Origin of the sequence: Luteimonas abyssi (assembly GCF_001482195.1) — a bacterium.
Classification (GTDB): domain Bacteria; phylum Pseudomonadota; class Gammaproteobacteria; order Xanthomonadales; family Xanthomonadaceae; genus Luteimonas; species Luteimonas abyssi.
In genome coordinates this window covers 960246-978255 of sequence record NZ_KQ759763.1, presented here as the reverse complement: position 1 = coordinate 978255, position 18010 = coordinate 960246, and the positions used below count along the sequence as shown (strand labels likewise).

Here is an 18010-nt window from a genome sequence, read left to right as displayed (position 1 = left end):
GAAGAAACGATCAGCCGACGCGCGGCTCGTCCATGCCCAGCGCGTCGAGCAGGGCGCGGAACTTGGCGGCGGTCTCCTCCACCTCCAGCCGCGGCTGCGAATCCGCCACGATACCGGCGCCGGCGAACAGGCGCATCGTCCGGTCCTGCACGCGGGCGCAGCGGATCGCCACGTACCAGGCGCCGTCGCCGCTGGCGTCGCTCCAGCCCACGGCGCCGGCGTAGAAACCGCGCGGCACAGGCTCCAGTGCGCGGATGCGCGCCAGCGCGGGCCGCCGCGGCGTGCCGCAGACCGCGGGCGTAGGGTGCAGCAGGCCGGCCAGCGCCGCCGCCGACACCGACGGGTTGCGCAGCCGGCCGGCGATGGGCGTGCCCAGGTGCCACATGGTCGCGGTGGCCTGCAGCGACGGCCGCGCGGGTACGTGCAGGTCGTCGCAAAGCGGCGCCAGCGCGTCGACGATCGCCTCGACCACGTGGCGGTGCTCCTCCAGGTCCTTGTGCGAGGCCAGCAACGCCTCGCCCGCGCGCCGGTCGGCGGCGGAATCGGCGTGCCGCCGCGCGGAGCCGGCGAGCGGGTGCGACACCACCTCGCGCCCGCGCCGCGACACCAGCAGTTCGGGCGACGCGCCGACCAGCCACGCCGGCGCGTCGCCGCTCGCCACCGGCAACGGTGCGACATAGGCGGTCACCGCGGGGTCCCGACCCAGCCGCGCGGCCAGCGCGAACGGATCGATCGGCGCAGCCGCCTCCATCCGCAGGCTGCGCGCCAGCACCACCTTGTGCAGCGCATCGCCGCCGTCGCCGGCCGTGCGCAGGCGGGCCACCGCATCGGCGACCGCGGCGGCGTAGCCGGCGACATCGGGCTCGGCATGCACCGGGCCGGCCGGCGCCGGCCAGCGGCCCGGAGCCGGATCGACCGCGGCCGCGGCCGCGTCGCAGATCACCCGGGGCTGGTGCAACGCATCGTCCTGGTCGGGATCGAACGGCAGCGCGCCGACCAGCAGGCCGGGGCCGTCGTGCGCGGCGGAGAAGAACGCCGCGGCGCGTGCGCCGAGGGTCATCGCCGGACCGGCCGGCAACCACGCCCGCGCCCCTTGGGTGCGCAGGCGACGCCCGGGGCCGTGCAGCAGGAAGGCCGGCTGCTCGGCCGCGACCGCATCGGGCACGGCCTCGACAGCGGCCGCCGGCGCAGGTCCGGCCACGTGGTGGACATCGTTCATCGAGTGACCTCCGGACGCTGCCGCCACGCGGTGATCGACAACGCCAGCAGCAGCGCGCCGACCAGCAGATAGGGGCCGCTGGGCGCGGCGCGGTACAGCAAGGTGCCCAGCAACGGACCCGCTACCATGCCCATGCCCTGCACCGACGCCACCGTGCCGGCGGCCACGCCGCGCTCGTGCGGCTCGACCGCATCCACCGCCAGGGCCTGGAACGACGGCATCACGAAGCCCATGCCGAACGCGGCCACGGCGTGCGCGAGCAGCAACTGCCACTGCGCGGCCACCGCCGCGACCGAGGCGAAACCGATCGCCGCCACCAGCGCCCCGATCGCGATCCAGCGCGCCGGCGGCACCGTCTTCAGGCGCATCACCAGCGCCTGCGCGGCGATCAGGCCGATGCCGACCGCGGTCAGCGACAGCCCCGCCACCCGCGCGCCGTCGGCCGGCGGCAGTTGCAGGCGGTCCATGGCGAAGAAACCCACCACCACCTGGGCGATGGTCACCGAGACCATCGCCACGAACACCGCGAACACCGGCAGCCGCAGCCTCGGATCGGCGAACGCCATCCGCGTCGGCGGCCCGGCGCGGCCGGTGTCGGGCGGCGGGTCGTCGGGCAGCCGCCACCACACCGCCGCCAGCGACACCAGCGGCAGCGCGGCGGCGATGAACAGCGCGGTGGAGATCCCGTGCAGCGCGATCCAGCCGGCCGCGGCCGGACCCAGCACCATGCCGACGGCGTTGGCGGTACCGAGACGGGCCATCGCCGCCCCGCGCTGTCCGGCCGCCACCTCGTCGGCGACCAGGGCCGCGGCGGTCGGCGGCACCGCGGCGTAGAACAGGCCGATCGCCGCGCGCGCGCCGACCAGCATCAGCACCGACACCAGCACCGCAGGCGGCTGGCGCAGGGCGGCATCGACGAACACCGCCATCGCCACGTAGACCACCGCGTAGCCGGCCAGGCCGATCAACAGCACCCGGCGGCGGCCGATCCGGTCGCTCAGCCGGCCCCAGCCGCGCGCGGTCAGCATCCACAGCAGCCCTGCCGCGGTGACCGACAGCCCCGCATGCCATTCGGCCAGACCGAGCAGGCGCACCAGGGGACCGACGACGGCCACGAAGGCCATCATCGCCATGGTGCCGGTCAAGGCGGTGAACGCGAGCACCGGAACGGCGGAGCCCGCCGGGCGCGGGCTGGAATCTGCGTGCATCTGGAGGTCGGACATCGGGACTTCGGGCGTGGGCACTTCGGGCTCGGCGGCCTGCCGGCCGGCATCGGCGGGCGCGCCGGGCGACGCGGCGGTGAGGTTCGCTGGCATTCGGCTCGCGCGGCCCGAGAATGATAACAGTTCTTATTCAACCCGATCGAAGCATCGTGATGCGGTTCGCCGGCAGTGTGAAGACGGCTTCGCCCGCCGTCGTCGTCCCGGCATCGGATGCGCCGTTGTTATTGAGAACAATTCGCATTGTCCTTATGATTCGTGGATGCCGTCACAGGCCTTCCGTCGTCTCTGCCGCCGCTCGAGACCGTCCTCCGTCCGAGCCCGTTCCGTCCCCGAACCCATGCGCATCCTCCGTCCCCGCCCGTCCGCCCCCGCCCTCCTGCCCGCCGCCATCGCCCTGCTGCTGTCCGCGCCGCTGTACGCACAATCCATCGGCGCCACGGCCGACCAAGACCCCCAGGACTTCGACACCATCCACGTCACCGCCGAGGTCATCGCCCGCCAAGCGCTCGGCACCTCGGTCATCACGGCCGAGGACATCGAGCGCCGGCCGCCGGCCAACGACCTGTCGGAATTGCTGCGCACCATGCCGGGCGTGAATCTGACCGGCAACAGCGCCTCCGGCCAATACGGCAACAACCGCCAGATCGACCTGCGCGGCATGGGCCCGGAGAACACCCTGGTGCTGGTGGACGGCAAGCCGGTGGGCTCGCGCGATTCGATCCGCATGGGCCGCAGCGGCGAGCGCAATACTCGCGGCGACACCAACTGGGTGCCGGCCGATGCGGTCGAGCGCATCGAGGTGCTGCGCGGTCCGGCCGCGGCCCGCTACGGCTCCGGCGCGTCCGGCGGCGTGGTCAACATCATCACCAAGCGCCCCACCGGGGACCTGACCGGCAGCCTGAGCCTGTACGGCCTGGTCCCGCAGCACGGCGCCGAGGGCGTGAGCCAGCGTGCCGGCATCAACCTGAGCGGGCCGCTGTCGGACCGGTTCTCGTTCCGCCTGTTCGGCAATCTCGCCAAGACCGACGCCGATTCGCTCGACCTCAACGCCGACTTCGCCAGCGGCGACACCCCGCCCGCCGGCCGCGAAGGCGTGCGCAACCGCGACGTCAACGCGCTGTTGCGCTGGGACGTCGACGCCGCCCACGTGGTCGAGCTGGAGGCCGGCATCAGCCGGCAGGGCAACGTCTACGCCGGCGACCGCGCGGTGAGCCTGGACGGCACCCCGCTACTGACCGAACTGGCCAATGCCGGCGCCGAGACCAATCGCATGTACCGCAACACCGGCGCGCTGACCCATCGCGGCGCCTGGGGCGCGGCGTCCTCGCGGCTGACGCTCGCCTTCGAGGGCACCAACAATAAGCGCCTCAACGAAGGCCTGGCCGGCGGCCCGGAGGGCAGCATCGGCTCGCCGGACCTGTGGTCCACCTCGCGCCTGCGCAACTGGCAGATCGACGGCGAGGTGAACCTGCCGACCACCCTGGCCGGCACCGAGCACGTGTGGACGCTGGGCTTCGAGCACCGCGACAGCCGGCTCGAGGATCCGTACTCGATGTCGCAGTCGGGCAACAACGGCGGTGGCATCCCCGGCCTCGATCCCGACCGCGGCGGCGGCAAGGCCGATGCGCAGATCTCCGCGGTGTTCGTCGAGGACAACATCTACGCCGGCGAGCGCTGGATCCTCACCCCCGGGCTGCGCTTCGACCACCACAGCCAGTTCGGCAACAACGCCAGCCCCAGCCTCAACGTGCAGTTCTCGATCAGCGACGACCTCAAGCTCAAGGGCGGCATCGCGCGCGCGTTCAAGGCGCCCAACCTGTACCAGTCCAACCCGAACTATCTCTACTACACGATGGGGTTCGGCTGCCCGGACAACTTCCCCAGCCTGGGCGCCGGCTGCTACATCCTCGGCAACCCGGACCTCGACCCCGAGACCAGCATCAACAAGGAGATCGGCATCGAGTGGGCGCCGCTCAGCGGCCACCATGCATCGCTGACCTACTTCCACAACGACTACGACGACAAGATCGTCTCCGGCTTCGTGCCCGTCGGCGAGACCGTCGGCACCCCGCCGGCGCGCACCTTCCGCTGGGAAAACGCGCCCGAGGCGGTCGTCCAGGGTCTGGAGGGCAACGTGGTGGTGCCGCTTCTGGGCGCGCAAGGCGACGTGCTCAAGTGGAGCACCAACGTCACCTACATGATCGAGAACGAGAACAAGGTGACCGGCCAGCCGCTGTCGGTGACCCCGGAGTACACCGTCAACACCTCGCTCGACTGGCAGGCCACCGAGGCGCTGTCGCTGCTGCTGACCGGCACGTTCTACGGCCGCCAGACGCCCGCCACGCGCGACATGAACAACGACGACCGTTGCGACGAGGCCGACGCCGACTGCGACGCGCTGCGCCAGGTGCGCGACCCGTACGCCCTGTGGGGCATCGGCGCGCGCTACCGCATCACCGACCGGGTCAGCCTGGGCGGCGGCATCAACAACCTCTTCGACAAGCGGCTGTTCCGCGAGTCCAACAGCAGCTACGCCGGTGCGGCCACCTACAATGAGCCTGGACGCGCCTACTACGTCAGCATGACCATCGGCTTCTGATCCCCTCTCGACGCGAACCCGCATGCCCGCCCGTCTCCCCCCCGCATTCCGCACCCGCGCCACGGCCACCGCCGTGGCCGGGCTGCTCGCGCTCTCCACCCTCGCCGTGCCCGCCACCGTGTCCGCCCAGCAGCGCAACCCGCAGCAGAGCATCGGCGAGACCGTCGCCGACCGCGTCTCGCCGCACTACGCGTTCGAGCGCTTCACCGTGGCCAGCCCCGACGGCGAGCGGACCTGGCGGGTCCATGTCGCCACCCCGAAGACGGCGCCGCCGCCCGGGGGCTTTCCGGCGTTCTGGATGCTCGACGGCAACGCCGCCCTGATCGAGTTCGACGACGCGCTGCTGGCCGAGCTCGCCGCCCGTCCCGAACCGCTCGCGCTGGTGTTCGTCGGCTACGACAACGCGCTGCGCATCGATTCCAACGCGCGCACCCGCGATTACACCCCGGTCGCGGGCGAACGTCCGGTGCGCGACGGCGCCACCGTCTCCACCGCCGCGGGCGGCGGCGGCGCGGACGCGCTGCTGGAGATCGTCGAACGCACGATCCGGCCCGAGGTCGCACGGCGCGTGGCCACCGACCCCGCGCGACAGACCCTGTGGGGCCACTCGCTGGCCGGCCTGTTCGCGCTGCACACCCTCTACACCCGCACCGGCGCGTTCGACACCTACGCCGCCGGCAGTCCCTCGCTGTGGTGGGCCGACGGCGCCATGCTGGGCGCGCCGGAGCAGCGCTTCGCCGCCAACAACGCCGGCCGCCGCGTGCGCGTGCTGCTGGGCCTGGGCGAAGGCGAACGCCGCAGCGACGTGCGCCACCGCGACCTGTCCGATCCGCGGGTGCAGGTGCACCTGCGGCGGATCGCCGCCGCGCCGCCGGATTCCACCGAGAAGCTGGCGCAGCGCCTGTCGGCGGTCGACGGGCTGGACGTGGCCTACCGCGAGTTCCCCGGCCTGACCCACGGCCCGATGTTCCGCGCCTCGCTGATGTGGGCGCTGCACGCCATCGCCGGCGTGGCCGACCGCAGCGGCACGCCGAGCCTGGCCGACGGGGTCGACCCCGACCGATGAACGCTTATGCGGCGGCCATCGACGCCTCCGCCGACGACCTCGTCGGCGGCGTCGCCTATCCGCCGCATTTCCATCGCGAGCAGATGCCGCTGTGGCTGCACGCCACCGCCACCGCGCTCGGCCACGCCGCGCCCGACCCGTCGCGGCCCTACCGCTGGTGCGAGCTGGGCTGCGGCGCCGGCCTGACCGCGCGCGTCGCCGCCGCCTGCAACCCGACGGGGCACTTCACCGCGATCGACATGGACGCCGCGCAGATCGCACGCGCCCGGGCCGCGGCCGCGGACGACGGCCTGGAGAACCTGGCGTTCGTCGAGGCGGACCTGCGCGATCCCGCGTTGCGCGACGGCGCGCCGTTCGATTTCGTCGTCCTGCACGGCGTCTGGGCCTGGGTGGACGCGACCGTGCGCGCGGCCATCCTCGCCCTGCTGCAGGCGCGGCTGGCGCCTGGCGGCCTGGTCGCGGTGGGCTACATGAGCCACCCCGGCGCGTCGCCGCTGCAAGGCGCGCAGCGCCTGCTCGCCGAGGCCGCGCGCCACCTCGAGGGCGACCCGGAAACGCGCGTGCGCCAGGCCCTGGGCCTGCTGCGTGCGCTCGCCGATGCCGGTGCCGGCTTCTTCGCCGAGCATCCCGGCGCATTGCGCCAGCTGGAGGCGATGGAGCGCGAGTCCCCGGCCTACCTGGTCCACGAGTTCCTCGGCGCGCACTGGCAGCCGCAGCACGCCGCCGACACGATCCGCGCGTTCGCCGGCACCGGGTGCGCCTTCATCGGCAGCGCCACGCCGATCGAGAACATCGACGCGCTGTCGGTGCCGGCCGCGCTGCAGCCCCACCTGCGCACGCTGCCCCCTGGCCCGCTGGCCGAGACCGCGCGCGATCTCGCGCGCAACCAGAGCCTGCGCCGGGATCTGTTCCAGCGCGTCCAGCCCGGTGCGGATGCGCCGCACCGGCTCGACCCGGTCGCGCACCTGGCCGCCCTCGACGCGCTGCGCTTCGCCGCGCTGCCCGGCGCTCCGGCCGCCGCCGACCACGGCCTGCGCCTGGACACCCGGATCGGCCCGGTCGACGCGCCCGGCGGCTGGGTCGGCCCGGTGCTGCGCGCGCTGGCCGACGGCCCGCAGCGGTTCGAGGCGCTGCGCCGGCTGCCGCCGTTCGCCGAAGCGCCCGGCCTGCTGAACCAGGTGCTGCAGTTGCTGATGTGGGCCGGCCACGTGCACCCGCTGCACGCCGCCGCCGATACGGCCGACATGTCTCATGCGTTCGCGATGCGCGCGCCATCCGCACCGGCGGACGGCCTCCAGCGGCTGCCCGCGGCCGGCACCGCCGTGCCCGCCGGCGCCGCGCGGGCGCCGCATCCATCGCATCCATCGGGGGCGCCGCGATGACGGCGCCCGCCACCCCCATCGCCCAGGCAGGCGCGTCCGGATGTCCGGACGCGCCGTCGCGTGCCCGTCGGGCAGCTCACCCCAGGCATGTCCGTCCGGCCCGTCGAGCGGCCGGTGTCCCTTTCGCAAGGAGTCCGTCATGAAGAGCCTGCAGTCCCGATCCACCCGCACCCCGCGCCCGCGACGGGGCATGCCCCTGCGTCTGGCCGTCCTCGGCCTGGCGCTGTCGCTGGCCACTGGCGTCGCCGGTGCGCAGGTGTTCGGCGCCCCCGATCCCGACTTCAACGGCAGCGTCCGCGCCGCCAGCGCGGTGGTGCTGCCGGGCACCCAGGCCGAGATCGCCGGCAGCGGGTTCGCCCCGGGCCAGTCGATCACCCTGCTGCGCGGCGAGACCGTGCTCAACGCACGGCCCTACGTCGCCGATGCCGAAGGCGCTTTCAAGGCCACGCTCGATATCCCCGCCGATGCGGTCGCCGGCCGTCACCCGGTGGTCGTGCGCGTCGCCAATCCGGATGCCGCGGCCGTGTTCGATCTGAAGATCTCGAAGGATGTGCCGCTGTCCGGGCAGGACCGCTTCGACGCTGCCGCCGAGCCGCTCGTGCCCGGCCTGTACCAGGTCGCCTACAGCGCCGCGAGCGACGCCCTGTTCGTCACCTCCGCCGTCGGCCGCCCGCCGGTCACCCGTTCCGAGCTGGTGAAGGTGGACCCGCAATCGCTGGAGATCGTCGCCCGCATCACCCCGGCGCAGATCCCGGGCCACGACGACCAGCGCGTGTTCGCCGTCTACGGCGTGGGCGTGGACGACGCCAACGGCAACGTCTGGGTCACCAACACCCGCGAGGACACCGTGGCGGTGTACCGCCAGTCCGATCTGTCGCTGGTGCGCCAGTACGACGTCGGCGCGGCGGCGCATGCGCGCGACGTCATCGTCGATCCCGGCACGGGCCGTGTCTACGCCTCGGCGTTCGGCGACAACACGCTGGCCGCGTTCGACGCCCGGACCCTGGAACAGCTGCCCGACGTGGTGATCGAGTCCGGCGTGCGCGGCGGCACGTTCAACGCGATGAGCCTCGCGCTGGACGGTCGCGGCAAGCTCTACACCGTGAGCATGACCACCAACGAGGCTGCGGTGATCGATACCGCCACCGGCACCGTGGACCGGGTGTTCCGCCTGCCGGGCGCGTCGGCCGCCTCCGGCGCAGCCGTCGACACCGAGACCGGGCGCCTGTTCGTCGCCTCGCAGGGCAGCGACAACCTGCTGATCGTCGACATCGCCAGCGGCGACGTGCTGCACGACGTGTACGTGGGCGCGGGTGCGCTCAACGTCAGCTTCGACCCGGTGTCGAAGCTGGCCTACGTGCCCAACCGCGGCGCCGGCACGATCACCGTCGTGAACGGCGACGGGCAGATCGTGGCCAACCTGGAGGGCGGCACGTTCCCGAACCACACCTTCGCCGACGGCCGCGGACACGTGTACGCGGTGAACAAGGCGCGTGGCAGCGACGACCCGCAGGGCGACCACATCCGTCGCATCACCCCGAAGGCCCGTTAAGATCGGCCCCGACGCACCGGCCGAGGCGCTCGCGCCCGGCCGGTGTTGCTTTGCTCCGCTGCTGGAAACTCCGATGCCCGACCGTCCCCTTTCGCCTCCCCACGTCCTGCACGCCCCTGCCGATGGTGCCGACGCCAGGGCCGCCGGCAGGCACATGCGGCGGACCGCGCCGCTCGCCGCGACGCTGGCCGTGCTGCTGGCGGCGTGCTCGCCGACGGCACCCGACACGGGCTCCGAACGTGCGACCCAGAGCGACGCGGCGTCCACGGCGGCCGCAACGCCGGGCGGCCCCCCGTCGCACGCTGCGACGTCGGCGCAGGCACCCGGTGGCGGTTGGCGCCAGGTCGCCGGCGCCGACATTCCGCGTGTGGCGCGGTCCACGCAGGATCTGCCGGCGACCGTGCGCTCCGATGACGGGGTCGAAGTCGTCGTCACCGACACCTCGCGCACCATCGTCGGCAACGACGACATCGTGATGGTCATGGATGCGCTGGGGTTGTCCGACCAGGTCTTCGCCGCACCCACCAATGCGGTCAGCGCCAGCGCGCGCGCCGCGCAGCACCACTTCCTGTTCAACCGCACCACGGGCGTGGAAGGCGTGCTCAGCCTCGACGGCACCCTGTTCGTGGGCAACAGCCTGCGCCGCCACGGCAAGCTCGCACAGCCGCTGCGCGATGCCGGATTGCCGCTGGTGATCGTCGACGAACTGCAGCCCGCGCCCGACAAGGTCCGCAAGCTCGCCGCCGTGTTCGGCCACGCCGACGAAGGCGAAACGCTCGCCGCGAAGGTGCGGCAACAGCTCGATCAGGCCAAGGTCATCGCCGCGGGCATTTCGCGCGCGCCCCGGGTGATCCACGTCTCGGCCACCGGCGGCGGCGGTGCGCCGGCCGTCGGCGGCGCCGATACCGCGGCCGCCGGGCTGATCCGCCTGGCCGGCGGCATCAACGTCGGCGACGAGGCACGGGTGGCCAATTACTCGCAGCTCAGCAACGAGGGCATCGTCGCCGCCGCACCGGAGGTGATCCTGGTCAGCGAGGACGACATGCGCGTGTTCGGCGGCGAGGACGGCCTGTGGGCGGCCTACCCGACGCTGCGGCAGACGCCGGCCGGTCTCGCCGAGCGCGTCTGGGTGATGCCCGACACCCAGCTGAAGGTCAGCAGCATCGCCGGTGGCACCGCCGCGATCGCACTGGCCAGTCACCTGGCCGAACTGGCCGACGAACTCGACGCGCATGCCGCGGTGCGGCCGTCCCCGGTCATGCCCGTCGCGTCGACCGCACGCGCGGTCGCGACCCGAGACCGCGCTTCCCCAGCGTCCGGCACGTCCTCGGCAGCGCCCGGCACCCCGCCCCATATGCCGGCCGCACCCGCACCCGGCGCATGAGCGCCGACACCGGTCGCATGCGGACCCGCCGCTCCGGCCTCGTCCGGCGACCGCCCGGCGGGCTGCTGTTCGTGGGTGGGGTCGCCGTGCTGGCGCTGGTGATCGTGCTGTCGTTCGGCATCGGTCCGCTGCGCATTCCCCCCGGCGACGTCCTCCACGTGATCGCGCACAAGATCGGTCTGGCGGATGCCGGTGCGCTGAGCCAACGCGACATCTCCGTGGTCTGGAACCTGCGCGTGCCGCGCGCGTTGCTGGCGGTGCTGGTGGGCGCGTCGCTGGCGATGGCCGGTGCCGGCCTGCAGGGCCTGTTCGGCAATCCGCTCGCCGACCCCGGCATCGTCGGCGTCACCCACGGTGCCGCGCTCGGTGCGGTGGCCGCGATCGTGCTGGGCATCACCACCTTCGGCATGTGGACGATCCCGTTCGCCGCCTTCGCCGGTGGCGCGGCCACCACCACGCTGATCTACCTGCTGGCACGGCCCGACCGCGGCAGCGGCACCGCGACCCTGCTGCTGGTCGGTATCGCCATCGCCGCGGCGTGCTCGTCGGCGATCGGCTTCTTCACCTACATCGCCGATGCCGACGATCTGCAATCGCTGGTGTTCTGGCAGATGGGTTCGCTGTCGATGGCCAACTGGACCTCGGCGCTCGCCGCGCTGCCGGCGTTCGCCGTCGGCGCGGTCGCCCTGCGCCTGCTCGCCACGCCGCTGGACATGCTGGCGCTGGGCGAACGCCAGGCGCAGCACATCGGCCTGGATGTGAAACGCACCCGCGCGGCCCTGATCGCGGTGTGCGCACTTCTGGTGGGTTCGGCGGTGGCGTTCGCCGGCGTGGTCGGCTTCGTCGGCCTGGTGGTGCCGCACTTCGTGCGCCTGCTCGCCGGTCCGGGCCACCGCTGGCTGCTGCCGCTGTCGGCGGTGGCGGGCGGGCTGCTGATCGTGATCGCCGACACCGCCGCGCGCAGTCTCGATCCGCCGTCGGAGATTCCGCTGGGCCTGTTCTCGGCCGCACTGGGTGCGCCGTTCTTCCTGTGGCTGGTGCTGCGCCGCCGGAGCGCGATGTGAGACCGACCTCCACCCTCGCCATCGAGGCGTCCATACCGGGCCGGGGGAAGGTGGCCCGCCAGCGCGCCGCGAGGACGACCGGCCCATGAGCGCGCCTCCCGCATCCGCCGCGCTGGCGATCGAGCAGGTCACCGTGCGCATCGACGGCCGCACGATCCTCGACGCGGTCGACCTGCACCTGGCCCACGGCACCCTGACCGCGCTGGTCGGCCCCAACGGCGCCGGCAAATCCACCCTGCTCGCGGTGGCCAGCGGCGACCTCGCTCCGGCCGGTGGCCGAATCCAGCTGGCCGGCACCGCCCTGTCGGCGTGGAAGGCGCGCCCACTGGCACGCGAACGCAGCGTACTGCCGCAGGACCACGCGGTGCGCTTCGGCTTCAGCGTGCGCGAGGTGGTGGCGATGGGGCGGCTGCCGCACGCCCCTGACCCCGCGGTCGATGCGCGCATCGTCGATGCCGCGCTGATCGATGCCGACATCGTCCACCTCACCGAACGCGACGTGCAGACGCTGTCGGGCGGCGAGGCCTCGCGGACCGCATTCGCGCGCGTGCTGGCGCAGACCACGCCGGTGGTGTTCCTGGACGAACCCACCGCCGCGCTCGATCTCCAGCACCAGGAGTCGGTGCTGCGCATCGCCCGCGGGCTGGCCGACGCCGGCGCCTGCGTGGTGGTGGTGCTGCACGACCTCAATCTCGCCGCCGGGCACGCCGATCGCATCGTGATGCTGCATGGCGGCGCGATCGCCGCCGACGGCAGCCCGCGCGAGGTGCTGACCCAGGCCACCATCGAGCGCGTCTACGCGCAGCCGGTGCTGGTGCTCGAGCATCCGACCCGCGGTGTGCCGCTGGTGGTGACCGACGACGCGCGTTGAGCCGGAGAGGCGCGGGCGCGGCGCCTTCGGCACGCGTCGACCATGTCCGGACGCCGGGAAAGGGACCGCTCCCACCGATGCCACTATGATCGGGGCACGACCCGTCACCGGAGCCCACTCCATGCGTACGCGCCGCGACTTCCTGACCACCGCCTCACTCGCCGCCACCGGCCTCGCCCTGGCCCCGCTCGCCGCCTGCAGCCGCAACGGCGCGCCGCCGCCCGCCGCAGGCGCCGGCGATGCCGCACCCGCCGCCACCGCACCGGCGCAGGCACCGGCCAGCGGCAGCCTCATCACCCGCGCGATCCCGGCCACCGGCGAGCAGGTACCGGTGATCGGCGCCGGCACCAGCGGCAGCTACGAGGTGCCGCTGGGCTCCGCCGACTACAACACGCTGGAAGAAACCATCCGCGTGTTCTTCGAAGGCGGCGGCACCGTCTTCGACACCTCGCCCAACTACACCAATGCCGACGAGGTGCTCGGTGCGCTGCTCGAATCCGGCGGCTGGCGCGACCGCTGCTTCCTCGCCACCAAGATCGCCGAGGACAGCCGCGAGGCGATGGAGGCGCAGTGGGCCGAGACCCTGCGCCGCCTGCGCACCGACCACGTCGAACTGCTGCAGGTCCATAACCTGCGCGAATGGGAGATCGCGCTGCCGTACGCGCGCGAGCTCAAGGAACAGGGCGCCACGAAGTACATCGGCCTGACCCACTATCTCGAGCGGGGCCACGCCGACCTCGAACGCATCATGCGCGCCGAGAAACCCGACTTCATCCAGATCAACTATTCGGTCAACGCGCCGCAGGCCGCGCAGTCGCTGCTGCCGGCGGCACAGGAACTCGGCGTGGCGGTGCTGATCAACCGCGCGTTCGACGACGGCAAGCTGTTCGCCGAAGCGCAAGGCAAGACGCTGCCGGGCTGGGCGGCGGAACTGGGCATCACCTCGTGGGCGCAGATGTTCCTCAAGTTCGCGATCAGCCATCCCGCGGTCACCGCGGTGATCCCGGCCACCGGCAAGCCCGATCGCCAGACCGACAATCTGCAGGCCGGCCACGGCGAACTGCTCAGCCGGGCGCAACAGGACGAGCTCGTCGCCCTGTTCGGTTGATCGTCGCGCCCGCCTGAAGGCGACACCCGATCCGTCACGCCTAGCGTGATGCCCGGCATGGCCGGTCGGGCATGCCGGACCGGCCGGGTCGGACCGTTGCCGGACGACACGCCGTGCCCGGGCCGCGTCCGGAAAGGCGGGTGCCCGCAGGTGCGCCCGCCGGCACCCGCGCCGGCGCTGTCCGGAGGACGTAGGCGTCCCGTCCGCACACGACCCACGGCCTCACTGGAGTTCGCATGCCGCCCACCTCCGGGACCTCCCCGTCCCACGACCGCCCGACAGGCCGCCTCGCGCGCCTGTTCGATGTCCGCCACGGCGAAACCGGCGCGGTCGCGGCCGGCTTCGCCATGTTCTTCCTGCTGTTCGCCGGCTATTTCATGTTGCGCCCGGTGCGCGAGACCATGGGGATCGCCGGCGGCGTGGACAACTTGCAGTGGCTGTTCACCGCCACCTTCTTCGCGACCCTGGCGGCGATGCCGCTGTTCGGGTGGCTCGCCGGACGCGCGCAGCGACGGCGGATCCTGTACTGGGTGTACGGGTTCTTCGCCGCCAATCTCGCGTTGTTCGGCGCCGGTTTCGTCGTCGCCCCCGACAACGTCTGGATCGCGCGCACGTTCTACGTCTGGCTGTCGGTGTTCAACATGATCGCCATCTCGGTGGCCTGGAGCGTGCTGGTCGATGTTTTCTCCGCGGCGCAGGGCAAACGCCTGTTCGCATTGATGGCAGCCGGCGCCAGTCTCGGCGGGTTGACCGGCCCCCTGCTCGGCATCGCCCTGGTCGGGCCCATCGGGCATGCCGGCCTGTTGTTCCTGTCCGCGGCGCTGCTGCTGGCGTCCGCAGCGATGGCGTGGGCGATCCACCGCTGGCGCGATCGCAACCCGATGCCCGCCGACGCCGCCACGCAACGGCAACGGCCGCTGGGCGGGCATCCGTTCGCGGGTGCCGTCGACGTGCTGCGGTCGCCCTATCTGCTGGGAATTGCGCTGTTCATGCTGTTCCTGGCCAGCGTCAGCACGTTTCTCTACTTCGAGCAGGCGCGGCTGGTCGAGGCCGCGTTTCCGGACCCCACCGACCAGACCCGCGTGTTCGGCCTGATCGACGCCATCGTGCAGGCGCTGTCCATCCTCGCCCAGCTGTTCGTCACCGGACGCATCGCCGGGCGTCTCGGCGTCGGCGTGCTGCTGGTGCTGGTGCCGCTGATCACCGCTGCAGGCTTCCTGTGGCTGGCGTTCGCACCCACGTTCGCGGTGCTGGCGGTGGTCATGGTCGCCCGCCGCGCCGGCGAATACGGCTTCGTACGGCCGGGTCGGGAAATGCTGTACTCGGTGCTGGCACCCGACGCCAAGTATCGCGCCAAGAACTTCAACGACACCGTGGTCTACCGCGGCGCGGATGCGGTGAGCGGCTGGGTCAAGGCCGGTATCGACAGCGTGACGCAGCATCCCGCCATCGCCATGCTGATCGGCGCCGGCATCGCTGCCGGCTGGGCGCTCAACGGCTTGATGCTCGGACGCGCGCACCGGCGGATCGAGCACGACGTCGGGGTCGAGAGTCCGTCCCATTGAGGACGGCTTGCGTCAGCATCGACGGCGCATGTGCGCCTGGGTATCACCGCCCAGCGCTCCGTTGGCTCACCGCCACGCTGCCCAGGATGATGGCGCCGGCGAGCGCCATGGACCATGTCACCGGTTCGCCCAGCAGCAACCAGGCCCAGGCGACGCCGAACAGTGGTACCAGATAGGTCACCGTGGACGCACGGCCCACGCCCACCCGTGCGATCAGGCGGTAGTACATGACGAAGGAGATGCCGGTACACACGACTCCGAGTGTCAATGCCGACAGCCAGGACGCCATGGGGATCGGCTGCTCCGGCCAGGCCACGATCGCCAGCGGGAGCAGCAGCAGCGCACTGGTGCCCGGTGTCGCCGACGCCACCGCCGCGGGCGGCAGGCCGATGAGATGGCGCCGCACCAGGTTGATGCCGAGGCCATAGAAAAACGCGGCACCCACACCGGCCACCACAGCCGCGCCCACGCTCATTCCTGCGACCTTGCCGCTGGCCAGAACCACCACACCGGCGAACCCGGCCAACAGCGCCACGGCGCGACGGGTGCCGATACGCTCACCGAAGAACATCAGCCCCACCAGCGCCGTGAACAATACGGTCATGGCGTTGGTGATCGCGCCGATGCCGGCCGGCACGCGCTGTACGGCCCAGGCGAACAGAATGAACGGCACCGCTGAGTTGATCACCCCGATCAACGCCATCTTCGCCCACGCATTCGCCGGAAACGCGGCCCGCGCACGCCACAGGAACGGCAGCAGAACCAGCGCCCCGGCCGCCAGCCGCACTTCGGCCAGCGGGACCGGACCGAAGTCATCCGCGGCCACGCGCATGAAGAGGAATGACGCCCCCCAGATCGCGCCGAGCACGCACAGCTCCAGCGCGGTACGCCGGTCCTCGCGTCGACCTGCCGGAAGCACCGGCTGCACACATGCGCTCATCGCCATCGAATCCTGTTGTTGCCTGACCTCGATTCTGCCCTTGCGCCATAGCCGCACAAGCGCGTAGTTTCAGCGCCAGCCACGCATCTAGTTTGTGCCTCGATGACCCTCCGTACCGACTGGCTTCCGGCCCTTGCCGCGTTCGAGACAGCCGCCCGGCACCAGAACTTCGCCCACGCCGCCGAGGAACTCCACCTGACCGCCAGCGCGGTGAGCCATCACGTGCGCAAACTGGAAGCCCGGCTCGGCGTCACCCTGTTCCAACGCCATGCGCGCGGCGTCTCGCTGACGGCAGAAGGTCGGCGCCTGGCCGATTCCGCCAGCCATGCAATCGGTGATCTCGACAACGTGATGCGCGAGTTGCGCGCCGGCCACGACACGCAGCGCACTGTCACCGTCACCACCCTGCATTCGTTCGTCCATGGATGGCTGTTGCAGCGCCTACCCGACTTCACTGCCGCCTTTCCCGACATTCGTCTGCGCATCGACACCGGATTCGCGCTCACCCGTTTCGACGACGAGGGCGGCCCCGACTTCGGCATCCGCTTCGGCCCGGGGCACTGGCCGGGACTCGCGGCCCATCTGCTGATGGAGGAGCGCCTGTTCGCGGCGGCGGCACCTCGATACGCCGGTCTGGATACCATCCGCGAGGCCGCCGACATCCCGCAGCATCCACTGATCGCGGACCTGTCTAATTTCGGCTGGCACGACTGGTTCCGTGCCAATGGCATCCAGGCCCCGTCCGGCGAGGCCAGGCTGGTCTTCAGCGACAGTACCGACATGCTGGAAGCAGCAGCGCAGGGCCTCGGGATCGCCCTTGCGCGCGAGCATGTAGCCGCCCCATGGATGCAGGCCGGTCGCCTGCGTGCCCTGCCCGGCGAGTGGATCCAGGGGCGGCGCGCGTATTACCTGGTACAGCCGGGGCATCGACGCCTGCGCCCGGCGGCGCGCTGCCTGTATGACTGGCTGGTCGCGCAGGCCGGGCGATAGTGCCGGCCGCATGCGCCATGGATAATGCGCGACCCAACGTCGCTCCCCCGGCCCGATGACGCCCACCGCCAAAGCGCACTGGCAGATCCACGTCTGCGTCCTGCTGTGGGGGTTCACCGCCATCCTCGGCAAGCTGATCAGCCTGCCCGCGCTCGCGCTGGTGTGGTGGCGCATGCTGCTCGTGGCCGGCACCCTGCTCCTGCTGCCGCGGATCTGGCGCGGCCTGCGCGCGCTTCCCCGGCAGCTGCTGGCCGCCTACGCCGGTATCGGCGTGCTGGTCGGCCTGCACTGGCTGACGTTCTACGGCGCGGTGAAGCTCGCCAATGCATCGGTGGCGGCGACCTGCATGGCGCTGGCGACGGTGTTCGTCGCCCTGATCGAGCCGCGGATGAACCGGCGGCCGCTCTCCTGGCGCGATCTCTCGCTGGGCCTCGCGGTGCTGCCCGGCGTCGCCCTGGTCGTGGGCGGCGTGCCCGACGACATGCGCATCGGCATCGCGGTCGGCGCGTTGTCGGCGTTGTTCGTGGCGCTGTTCGGCACGCTCAACAAGCGCCTGGTGGAGCGCGCCGACCCGCTGACCGTCACCACGATCGAGCTCGGCGCCGGCACGCTCGCGCTGACCGCGCTGTGGCCCGTGCTGGCCGTACTGACCCCCAGCCTGGCCGGCGGTTTCGAGACCCCAGGCCCGCGCGATGCGGCGCTGCTGGTGCTGCTCGCGTTCGGCTGCACCCTGTTGCCGTTCGCACTGGCGCTGGTGGCGATGCGCCACATGAGCGCGTTCTCGGCGCAGCTGGCGGTGAACCTGGAACCGGTCTACGCCGTGCTTCTGGCGATCGTGCTGCTCGGGGAGCAACACGAACTCACGCCGGCGTTCTACACGGGCGTCGCCATCCTGATGATCGCGGTGCTGGTCCACCCGCTGCTGTCCCGGCGCGATCTGGGACGTGCCGACGTCCATCCCGAAAATCTCGCCACCGGCGAGGCCAGACCCCTGCTCGACACCCCGCCCACGGACGACCGCACGACGCCTCGATGAGGCTCGCGCGG

The 18010-nt window shown here is 72.1% G+C and carries 14 protein-coding genes; 11 read left to right on the top strand and 3 right to left on the bottom strand.

The features are described 5' to 3' along the window. Positions 1-10 precede the first annotated feature (10 nt). Together RG19_RS04025 and RG19_RS04020 are read right to left on the bottom strand one after the other, a co-directional pair. On the bottom strand, positions 11-1219 hold the full coding sequence (locus RG19_RS04025; protein ID WP_058834143.1) for an isochorismate synthase: 1209 nt from the start codon (positions 1217-1219) through the stop codon (positions 11-13). After that, the gene (locus RG19_RS04020) at positions 1216-2535 is read right to left on the bottom strand and encodes an MFS transporter (RefSeq protein ID WP_238376585.1); all 1320 of its coding nucleotides are present in this window, start codon (positions 2533-2535) and stop codon (positions 1216-1218) included. The genes RG19_RS04025 and RG19_RS04020 overlap by 4 nt, the downstream gene beginning before the upstream one ends. Positions 2536-2779: 244 nt before the next feature. On the opposite strand from RG19_RS04020, the gene RG19_RS04015 reads away from it, so the two are divergent. The 9 genes from RG19_RS04015 (at position 2780) to RG19_RS03975 (ending at position 15033) form a co-directional block, all read left to right on the top strand. Further along, positions 2780-5041 (top strand): TonB-dependent siderophore receptor, encoded by a 2262-nt coding sequence (locus tag RG19_RS04015; RefSeq protein WP_058834142.1) that lies wholly within the window; start codon positions 2780-2782, stop codon positions 5039-5041. A gap of 22 nt (positions 5042-5063) precedes the next feature. Beyond that, positions 5064-6107, top strand: coding sequence for an alpha/beta hydrolase (locus RG19_RS04010; protein ID WP_058834141.1), 1044 nt, complete (start codon positions 5064-5066; stop codon positions 6105-6107). Continuing rightward, complete coding sequence (locus tag RG19_RS04005) at positions 6104-7489, top strand: class I SAM-dependent methyltransferase (RefSeq protein WP_058834140.1); 1386 nt, start codon at positions 6104-6106, stop codon at positions 7487-7489. The genes RG19_RS04010 and RG19_RS04005 overlap by 4 nt, the downstream gene beginning before the upstream one ends. A 139-nt stretch (positions 7490-7628) precedes the next feature. Then, positions 7629-9041: a Vgb family protein gene (locus RG19_RS04000; RefSeq protein WP_238376584.1), complete on the top strand. Its 1413-nt coding sequence runs from the start codon at positions 7629-7631 to the stop codon at positions 9039-9041. Between the two features lie 73 nt (positions 9042-9114). Next, a complete protein-coding gene (locus RG19_RS03995) occupies positions 9115-10425 on the top strand; it encodes a heme/hemin ABC transporter substrate-binding protein (protein ID WP_238376583.1) in 1311 nt (436 codons plus the stop codon). Further along, entirely contained in the window at positions 10422-11489 is a 1068-nt protein-coding gene (locus RG19_RS03990) for a FecCD family ABC transporter permease (RefSeq protein ID WP_425599684.1), read from the top strand. The genes RG19_RS03995 and RG19_RS03990 overlap by 4 nt, the downstream gene beginning before the upstream one ends. Before the next feature lie 85 nt (positions 11490-11574). Then, positions 11575-12360 carry a heme ABC transporter ATP-binding protein gene (locus RG19_RS03985; protein ID WP_058834138.1) on the top strand — a complete coding sequence of 262 codons (786 nt, stop codon included), beginning with the start codon at positions 11575-11577 and terminating at the stop codon, positions 12358-12360. A gap of 121 nt (positions 12361-12481) precedes the next feature. Further along, positions 12482-13468, top strand: coding sequence for an aldo/keto reductase (locus tag RG19_RS03980; protein ID WP_082672454.1), 987 nt, complete (start codon positions 12482-12484; stop codon positions 13466-13468). A gap of 236 nt (positions 13469-13704) precedes the next feature. Then, a complete protein-coding gene (locus RG19_RS03975) occupies positions 13705-15033 on the top strand; it encodes an NTP/NDP exchange transporter (RefSeq protein WP_058834137.1) in 1329 nt (442 codons plus the stop codon). A gap of 43 nt (positions 15034-15076) precedes the next feature. Here RG19_RS03975 and RG19_RS03970 read toward each other — a convergent pair whose 3' ends face one another. Continuing rightward, complete coding sequence (locus RG19_RS03970) at positions 15077-15973, bottom strand: DMT family transporter (RefSeq protein WP_157515149.1); 897 nt, start codon at positions 15971-15973, stop codon at positions 15077-15079. A 102-nt stretch (positions 15974-16075) separates the two neighbouring features. On the opposite strand from RG19_RS03970, the gene RG19_RS03965 reads away from it, so the two are divergent. Continuing rightward, the gene (locus tag RG19_RS03965) at positions 16076-16963 is read left to right on the top strand and encodes a LysR substrate-binding domain-containing protein (protein ID WP_058834135.1); all 888 of its coding nucleotides are present in this window, start codon (positions 16076-16078) and stop codon (positions 16961-16963) included. 55 nt (positions 16964-17018) lie between these two features. Beyond that, complete coding sequence (locus RG19_RS03960; RefSeq protein ID WP_058834134.1) at positions 17019-17999, top strand: DMT family transporter; 981 nt, start codon at positions 17019-17021, stop codon at positions 17997-17999. The last annotated feature ends 11 nt before the right edge of the window (positions 18000-18010 follow it).

Coding starts and splice junctions, on each gene's coding strand:
- RG19_RS04025 (WP_058834143.1), bottom strand. CDS start 1,219: ATGAACGATGTCCACCACGTGGCCGGACCTGCGCCGGCGGCCGCTGTC.
- RG19_RS04020 (WP_238376585.1), bottom strand. CDS start 2,535: ATGCCAGCGAACCTCACCGCCGCGTCGCCCGGCGCGCCCGCCGATGCC.
- RG19_RS04015 (WP_058834142.1), top strand. CDS start 2,780: ATGCGCATCCTCCGTCCCCGCCCGTCCGCCCCCGCCCTCCTGCCCGCC.
- RG19_RS04010 (WP_058834141.1), top strand. CDS start 5,064: ATGCCCGCCCGTCTCCCCCCCGCATTCCGCACCCGCGCCACGGCCACC.
- RG19_RS04005 (WP_058834140.1), top strand. CDS start 6,104: ATGAACGCTTATGCGGCGGCCATCGACGCCTCCGCCGACGACCTCGTC.
- RG19_RS04000 (WP_238376584.1), top strand. CDS start 7,629: ATGAAGAGCCTGCAGTCCCGATCCACCCGCACCCCGCGCCCGCGACGG.
- RG19_RS03995 (WP_238376583.1), top strand. CDS start 9,115: ATGCCCGACCGTCCCCTTTCGCCTCCCCACGTCCTGCACGCCCCTGCC.
- RG19_RS03990 (WP_425599684.1), top strand. CDS start 10,422: ATGAGCGCCGACACCGGTCGCATGCGGACCCGCCGCTCCGGCCTCGTC.
- RG19_RS03985 (WP_058834138.1), top strand. CDS start 11,575: ATGAGCGCGCCTCCCGCATCCGCCGCGCTGGCGATCGAGCAGGTCACC.
- RG19_RS03980 (WP_082672454.1), top strand. CDS start 12,482: ATGCGTACGCGCCGCGACTTCCTGACCACCGCCTCACTCGCCGCCACC.
- RG19_RS03975 (WP_058834137.1), top strand. CDS start 13,705: ATGCCGCCCACCTCCGGGACCTCCCCGTCCCACGACCGCCCGACAGGC.
- RG19_RS03970 (WP_157515149.1), bottom strand. CDS start 15,973: ATGAGCGCATGTGTGCAGCCGGTGCTTCCGGCAGGTCGACGCGAGGAC.
- RG19_RS03965 (WP_058834135.1), top strand. CDS start 16,076: ATGACCCTCCGTACCGACTGGCTTCCGGCCCTTGCCGCGTTCGAGACA.
- RG19_RS03960 (WP_058834134.1), top strand. CDS start 17,019: ATGACGCCCACCGCCAAAGCGCACTGGCAGATCCACGTCTGCGTCCTG.